The sequence below is a fragment of the Rubellimicrobium mesophilum DSM 19309 genome (assembly GCF_000600335.2).
Classification (GTDB): domain Bacteria; phylum Pseudomonadota; class Alphaproteobacteria; order Rhodobacterales; family Rhodobacteraceae; genus Rubellimicrobium; species Rubellimicrobium mesophilum.
Window position 1 is genome coordinate 95487 of the sequence record NZ_KK088556.1, and the last position, 6596, is coordinate 102082.

General features: G+C 70.6%; 7 protein-coding genes. All 7 read right to left on the bottom strand.

The window, feature by feature from the left end; translation table 11 throughout:
* Nucleotides 1-7: 7 nt before the first annotated feature.
* Nucleotides 8-607 (bottom strand): hypothetical protein, encoded by a 600-nt coding sequence (locus tag RUMESO_RS05350; RefSeq protein ID WP_037278666.1) that lies wholly within the window; start codon nucleotides 605-607, stop codon nucleotides 8-10.
* Entirely contained in the window at nucleotides 591-1703 is a 1113-nt protein-coding gene (locus RUMESO_RS05355) for a protein-glutamate methylesterase/protein-glutamine glutaminase (RefSeq protein ID WP_037278667.1), read from the bottom strand. Before RUMESO_RS05355 ends, RUMESO_RS05350 begins: the two co-directional genes overlap by 17 nt.
* 148 nt (nucleotides 1704-1851) lie before the next feature.
* Nucleotides 1852-2589, bottom strand: coding sequence for a CheR family methyltransferase (locus RUMESO_RS05360; RefSeq protein ID WP_245639155.1), 738 nt, complete (start codon nucleotides 2587-2589; stop codon nucleotides 1852-1854).
* Entirely contained in the window at nucleotides 2586-3107 is a 522-nt protein-coding gene (locus tag RUMESO_RS05365) for a chemotaxis protein CheW (RefSeq protein WP_051521047.1), read from the bottom strand. The genes RUMESO_RS05360 and RUMESO_RS05365 overlap by 4 nt, the downstream gene beginning before the upstream one ends.
* A gap of 18 nt (nucleotides 3108-3125) precedes the next feature.
* Nucleotides 3126-4796: a methyl-accepting chemotaxis protein gene (locus RUMESO_RS05370; protein WP_037278668.1), complete on the bottom strand. Its 1671-nt coding sequence runs from the start codon at nucleotides 4794-4796 to the stop codon at nucleotides 3126-3128.
* An 8-nt stretch (nucleotides 4797-4804) separates the two neighbouring features.
* Nucleotides 4805-5323 carry a chemotaxis protein CheW gene (locus tag RUMESO_RS05375; protein WP_037278669.1) on the bottom strand — a complete coding sequence of 173 codons (519 nt, stop codon included), beginning with the start codon at nucleotides 5321-5323 and terminating at the stop codon, nucleotides 4805-4807.
* Nucleotides 5320-6596, bottom strand: a 1277-nt coding sequence (locus tag RUMESO_RS05380) for a chemotaxis protein CheA (RefSeq protein ID WP_169791134.1), incomplete at its 5' end; no start/stop codon positions are given. The genes RUMESO_RS05380 and RUMESO_RS05375, both read right to left, overlap by 4 nt.

The window sequence follows — 6596 nt, forward strand, 5'->3', positions numbered from 1 at the left end:
AACGCGCCTAGATCAGGGCCGCGAATTCCCTCAGGGCCGGAAGTGCCTCTGCGCCCGACACCTCGGCCAGGGCGGCCGCCCCGAGCTCGACCTCGCGGAGCTCCGCCTGCCCGGCCGCGATGCGGAGCGCCAGGTCCGACACCATCCCCGCGACCTCGCCGAGGACGGACCGCATGCTCCGGGCCAGCCCGTCGATCGTGCCGCCGTCCGAGTTGAGGCTGCGGCTCACCACCAGGGCGTTGAGCGAGACCAGGGTCGCCGTTCGCGCCAAGCCGCGCAATTCATCGAGGCGGTGCCGTCCTTCGCTCATGTGGCGGTCCAGAGCGCCGGCCGTGGTCCGACACCGATCCGCCTTGGCCCGCACCTGCGCGCTCAAGTCCTCCAGCCTTGGCTGAAGGGACTTCAGCCGCGCCATCGCCTCGGGCGACAGGGTTTCGGCCAGGGCCACGAGGGAGGATGCAGTGGCGCCCAGGTCCTCCAGCGCGCCGAGCATGGCGTCGAGCGCGGCGCCGTAAACCACCTCGGTCCGCCTCCGGATGAAGGCCACCCGACCCGACGGCGACGGGCCGTGAACGGGCAGGTCGGGATGCTCAGCGGTCGACGGCAACGTTCTTCCTCCCCCAGTTCACGATCTCGCCGGCCATCCTGTCCAGCGGCAGGGCCTGGTCGGTGGCTCCCATCCGCAGGGCCTCGCGGGGCATCCCGAAGACCACCGACGTGGCTTCGTCCTGGGCAGCCGTCCGCGCCCCGGCCTGCCGCATCTCCAAGAGGCCGCGCGCCCCGTCGTCGCCCATGCCCGTCAGCAGGAGGCCAAGGGCGTTTCCCCCGGCCGCTTGTGCGACCGACCGGAACAGCACGTCCACGGAGGGCCGGTGCCGCGCGACGTAGGGACCGTCGACGACCTCGACGTGGTACGAGGATCCCACGCGCCGCAGCAGGAGATGATGGTCCCCGGGGGCGATCAGCGCCAGCCCGGGCCTGAGCACGTCCCCCGACGCCGCCTCGGAGACCTTCACCCGGCAAAGGCCGTCGAGTCGCTGGGCGAAGGCCATGGTGAAACGCTCCGGCATGTGCTGCACGATGACGACCGGAGGCGCGTCCGGCGGCAGGTCCTTCAGGATGGTCGCGAGCGCCTCGGTTCCGCCCGTGGAAGCGCCGATGGCCACGAGCGGAGCAGTTCGCGGCACCCGGGCGGCGTTCGGCGTCGGAGGGGGCAGGACCACGTCGGCAGTGTGCTTGGGACCCGGCTGCAGGACGCGCGGCGCCGACCGACGCGTTGCGCGACGGGACTGAACAGCGGCGCGCACCGCGTCGCAGACCCTGATCTGGGCCTCCTGCCGCTCCTGCGACGTCGCAAGGTTCGGCTTGCCGATGACCTCGGCTGCGCCCAGTTCCAGCGCCCGCATGGCCGTCCGGGAGCCCGCCTCGCTGAAGCTCGAGCAGATGATGACCGGCAGGGGCCGCTGCGCCATGATCTTGCCGAGGAACGTCAGCCCGTCCATGCGCGGCATCTCGATGTCGAGCAGCATGACATCGGGCACCATCTTGCGCATCTGCTCGGCCGCCTCGAAGGGGTCCGCCACGGCAGCGATCACCTCGATGTCCTGATCGGCGGAGAGGAGCATCCTGAGCCCCCGCCGGATGCTCGCGCTGTCATCTACGATCATGACCTTGATGGGGTCCTTGGGAAGGGTGTGCGTCATCGAGGAACCGTGTTGCCGTGAACCGCCAGGATTGGGCGCGTCAGTCGCCATTCGAGCACGCCGCCTCAGCCGAGCCGCTCGAAGACGGCGGGTGCGATCGCCCTCAGATCGGGCTGTCGGACGATCATCGACTCGGCATGGCCGACGATCAGGTGACCGCCGACACGACCCGATGCTGGGTCGGGGGATCGAAGTAGATGAGCACGTTCCGCAGGAAGACCGCGTCGAGGTCGCGGTCCACCGAATAGCTCTCGGTCATGAGGTTCATCTCCTCGAAACGCACGCGCTGCCGGAGCTCCGGCACGATTCGCCGCAGCGCGGTCCCATCCGCATCGCGCCCCACCATGGCGTAGCGGTCGCGCAGCGCCCCCGGGACAGGCGCCAGATCCACCTCGGGGTAGATGGCGCGCCGCGCCGCCGACAGCACGCGGTGAGAGATGTCCGTGCCCAGCACCGCCCAGTCGAGCTCGGGCGAGCGTGCCCGCGCCTCCGCCAGGATCATGGCGGCCGACCACGCCTCCGCTCCGGTCGAGGCCGCCGCGCTCCAGAGCTTGAAGGCGACCCGGCCGCCGCGACGGCGTGCCGCCAGGGCTTGCGGGATCATGCGCCCCCAGAGGACCTCGAAATGCGACGGCTCGCGGAAGAAGTCCGTCTTGTTCGTCGTGATGAGGTCGATCACATGGGGCAGCTCGCTCCGGACGCCGCCTTCCTCGAAGAGGAAGCCGAAGTAGGCCGCCATGTCGGGCAGGCCGAGCGCGAGGAGGCGCGGCCGCAGGCGACCTTCGATCATCCGCCCCTTGCTCTCCGGCAACTGGATGCCCGTCGTCTCGTGGACAAGTTGCCGGAACCGGGCCGCGTTGCGGTCCTGCGCGAGGGCCAGGCTCATGGGGTCCCCAATTCCACGGGCATCGCTTCCCGCACCTCGGTCGGCGACCGAGCCGCGAAGGTCGAGATGACGTCCCGGTCGAACAGGCCCTCCACCCTCAGCACGGCCACGAAGGTTCCATTGCGCCGGCCGATGCCCTCGACCATCCTCTGGTCCCAGTCGATGAACGCCGCTTCCGCGAGCGGCTCCAGCCGGCTGTCGTCCAGTCCGGTGACCTCGATGACCCGGTCCACCCGGAGGGCCACCCGGAGCGGTCCCGCCTGTTCGGTGCGGGGCCGAAGCTGGAGCACCATGATCCGCGTGTCGGGCTGGTCGGCGCGGGATGACTCGCCCAGGAGGGTCCTCAGGTCGATCACCGCGACCGAGCTGCCACGCACGTCGATGACCCCAAGGAGATGCCGTGGCGCGTTGGGGAGGCGCGACACGGGTCGGGGATCGAGAATCTCCTGCACCAAGGCCACGGGAAGGGCGAAGAGCGACTCGCCCATGCCGAAGGTTACGACCGGTCCATCCTGCATGTCGCGTTCCCCCATGTCTCAGGCCGCGTGTTCAGCACGGACGAACTGGGCGTCGAGCTCGTCCTCGCCCGGTCCCATGTCGAGATCGAAGCCACCACCCGCGCCTCTGCGGCCGGAGCGCACGTTCCGGGGCAACGCGGGCTGCGGCTGGCGCGGCCGGGCCTCAGGCAAGGCAGCCGGTCCGGCGATGTCCTGGCCGGTCTGGAAGAAGCCCATGGAGGTGCGGAGCGCCTCGGCCTGACCGGCGAGTTGCTCGGCGGCGGACGACATCTCCTCTGCGGCCGACGTGTTCTCCTGCGTCACCTTGTCGAGTTCCTGGATGGCAAGGTTCACCTGGGTCGCGCCAGTGGCGAGCTCCTGCGAGGCGGTGCTGATCTGGCTCACCAGCAGGGCCGTGCGCTCGATGTCGGGCACGAGGTCGTCGAGCATCCGCCCCGCGCCCTCGGCCGCGCGCACCGTGGAGGCCGACAGGCTGCCGATCTCGCCCGCCGCGTTCTGGCTCCGCTCCGCGAGCTTGCGCACCTCCGAGGCGACGACCGCGAAGCCGCGCCCATGCTCGCCCGCCCGCGCCGCCTCGACGGCGGCGTTGAGAGCCAGGAGGTCCGTCTGGCGCGCGATCTCCTGCACCACCAGGACGCGCTCCGCGATGGTCTTCATCGCGGTCACCGCCTTGGCGACGGCCTGGCCCGAGCTGCGGGCGTCGGCTGCGGACTTGGCCGCCATGGCCTCGGTCTCGGAGGCGTTCTGGGCGGTCTGCTTGATGTTGGCGGTCATCTGCTCCATCGACGACGACGCCTCCTCGGTCGAGGACGCCTGCTCGGTCGCCCCCTGGCTGAGCTGCGTGGCCGTCGACGCCATCTGGACCGCGCTGCCCGCGACGTGCCGGGCGTTCCCGCCGGCTTCGCCCACCACCTGGCGCAACCGTTCCACCATGTCGGCCTGGCTTCTCATGAGGTCCCCGATCTCGTCGCGGCTGTAGCTCTCGACCGTCCCGGTCAGGTCGCCCGCGGCCACGCGGCGCGACAGGTCGAGCGCGCGGCGAAGGCCACGCGAGAGACCGGTCATGATCCAGGCGCCGCTGACCCCTCCCAGGAGCATCACACCCGCCAGGATGCCGAGGAGGATGGCGCGGGAACGGACGTAGAGCTGCTCGGCCTCCGCCCTGGAGCCGTTCATGTGATCCAGGTTGTCCTGGATCATCTGCCCGATCAGGGCCTCGACCTGTTTCACGATCGGCGCGACCTGGGTCACGATGGCGATGGCTTGCTCCTCGGTCCCAGGGGTGCCCTGCCGGGACAGGGCCATGGCCCGGTCGTTGGCGGTGCGGATCTGATCGTTCAGCGTGTTGTACTGGTCCAGTTGCTGCCGATCCTTCTCGTCGGCGAGTTCGGCCAGTCCTGCCAGGACCTGCTCGCGATGGGCGCGGACGCTATCGATCTGGTGCTCGATCTCGGTCATCCGATCGGGATCGTTGAAGAGGATGTGTTCCCGAACGCCGCGCCCGACGAGCAACTGATCGGCCCAGAGGTCCTGGGTCAGGCGAAGGGACTCCACGTTGTCCGAGACCAGGGTGGTGAGGCTGTGATTCAGGCGGGACAGGGACGCCACCGAGGCGAACATCATTCCGGCCGAGGCGACGCCGATGACCAGGAAGGTCGTCGCGAGCTTCGTCTTGAGGGTGAGGCGCATGGTCGATCCTATGATGTATGGCTTCGAGGCGTGGGCCGAGCACCGCCCGGACCGGCACGCTGGCTGTCGAAGATTGCGGGAAGGTCAGGGATCATGAGGACGCTGCCGCCGATGTTGACCATGCACTCGACCATGTCCGGGGGCCAACTGGTCCCCACCGCCGGCACGGCCTGAAGGGCGTCGCCCTCGATCCGCATGACCTCGTGCACCGCGTCGGCGACGATGCCGACCACGGCGGGCCGCCCCGCGAGCGGCAGGTCGAGCACGAGGATCCGGGCATCCGGGCCGAGCGGGTCGCGCGGCATCCGAAGGGGAACCCGGAGGTCGGCCAGCGGCACCACGGTCCCGCGCACGTTGACGAGGCCTCGGCAGAACTCGGGCGCGCCGGGGACGCGCGCCACGGCGACAGGCTCCAGAACCTCGCGCAGGACCTGGGCCCGGATGGCCAGCGCATCTCGGCCGAGTTGCAGGGTCACCACGTCGAGGCTGCCGCTCGTCGTGGCATGGGGGACGGGAATGACGGTCATGCGAACACCTCCTTGGGGTGATCCTCCGACAGGGTCGGGTGCCACTCGGGGCTGGCCAGGCCCGTGACGTCCAGGATCAGCGCGACCGAGCCGTCTCCCAGGATCGTCGCGCCGGAGAGGGCCCCCAGGCCCGAATGCAGGGCCGAGAGCTGCTTGATGACGGTCTGGTTCGACCCGATGATCCGGTCCACGACCAGCCCCAGGCGGGAGTCGCCCGCGGTCACCACCACGACCTTCTGGTAGGGGCCGGGCTCGCCCTGCGTGGCGAGGATCTCGCGCAGGAAGAGGTAGGGAACGAGGCGGCCCCGGATGTCGATGAGGCGCGAGGTCCGGTCCTCCCCCGCCTTGTCGGGAAGCTCGACGATCTCCTCGACCGCCCCGAGCGGGATGATGAAGCGCTCGCCACCGACCTCGACGAGAAGGCCGTCGATGATCGCCAGCGTGAGGGGAAGCCGAAGGGTCACGCGGGTGCCCTGCCCCGGCTCGGACGAGAGGTCGAGGCGTCCCCGCAGGTCCGTGACGGTGCGCCGGACCACGTCCATCCCCACGCCCCGTCCCGACAGCTCGGTCAGCCGCTCGGCCGTCGAGAAGCCGGGCGCCAGGATGAGGCGGAACAGATCGGCCTGCTCGATCTCGGCATGGCGCGAGAGAAGCCCCACCTCGATCGCCTTGGCCCGGATGCGCGCGGCATCGAGGCCCCGGCCGTCGTCCGACAGCTCGATCACGACCTCGGTCCCGGAGTGGCGCGCGGCCAGCGTCAGCCGCCCTGCCGCGGGCTTGCCATGGGCCAGGCGCGTGGCGGGCTCCTCCAGGCCATGGTCCGCGGCATTGCGGATGAGGTGCATGAGGGGCTCGGCGAGCTGCTCGACGACGGTCTTGTCGAGCTCGGTCTCCTCACCCAGGATGACGAGGTCGATGGGCTTGCCGATCTGCGCGGCCAGGTCGTGCACGAGCCGTCGGAAGCGCCCGGTGATCGAGGACAGCGGGGTCATGCGGATCGACATGGCGGCGTCGCGCATCCCGGTGGCGAGTCGCTGGATGTCCTCGGTCACCGACACGAGCGCAGGCAGCCCGCTCCCGGCGGCGATCTCGGCCAGCCGCGCCTCGGCGATGATGAGCTCGCCCACGCGGTCCATCATCTCGTCGAGCCGGCTGGCCGCGATGCGGATCAGCCCGCCCCCCGTGGCCGTGGCGCCGTCGGGGCGTCCAGCCTTGGCGGGCGCGGCCTCGGCCCTGGGGGCTCCCGCCACAACCGGTGCCTCGGCGGGGGGCG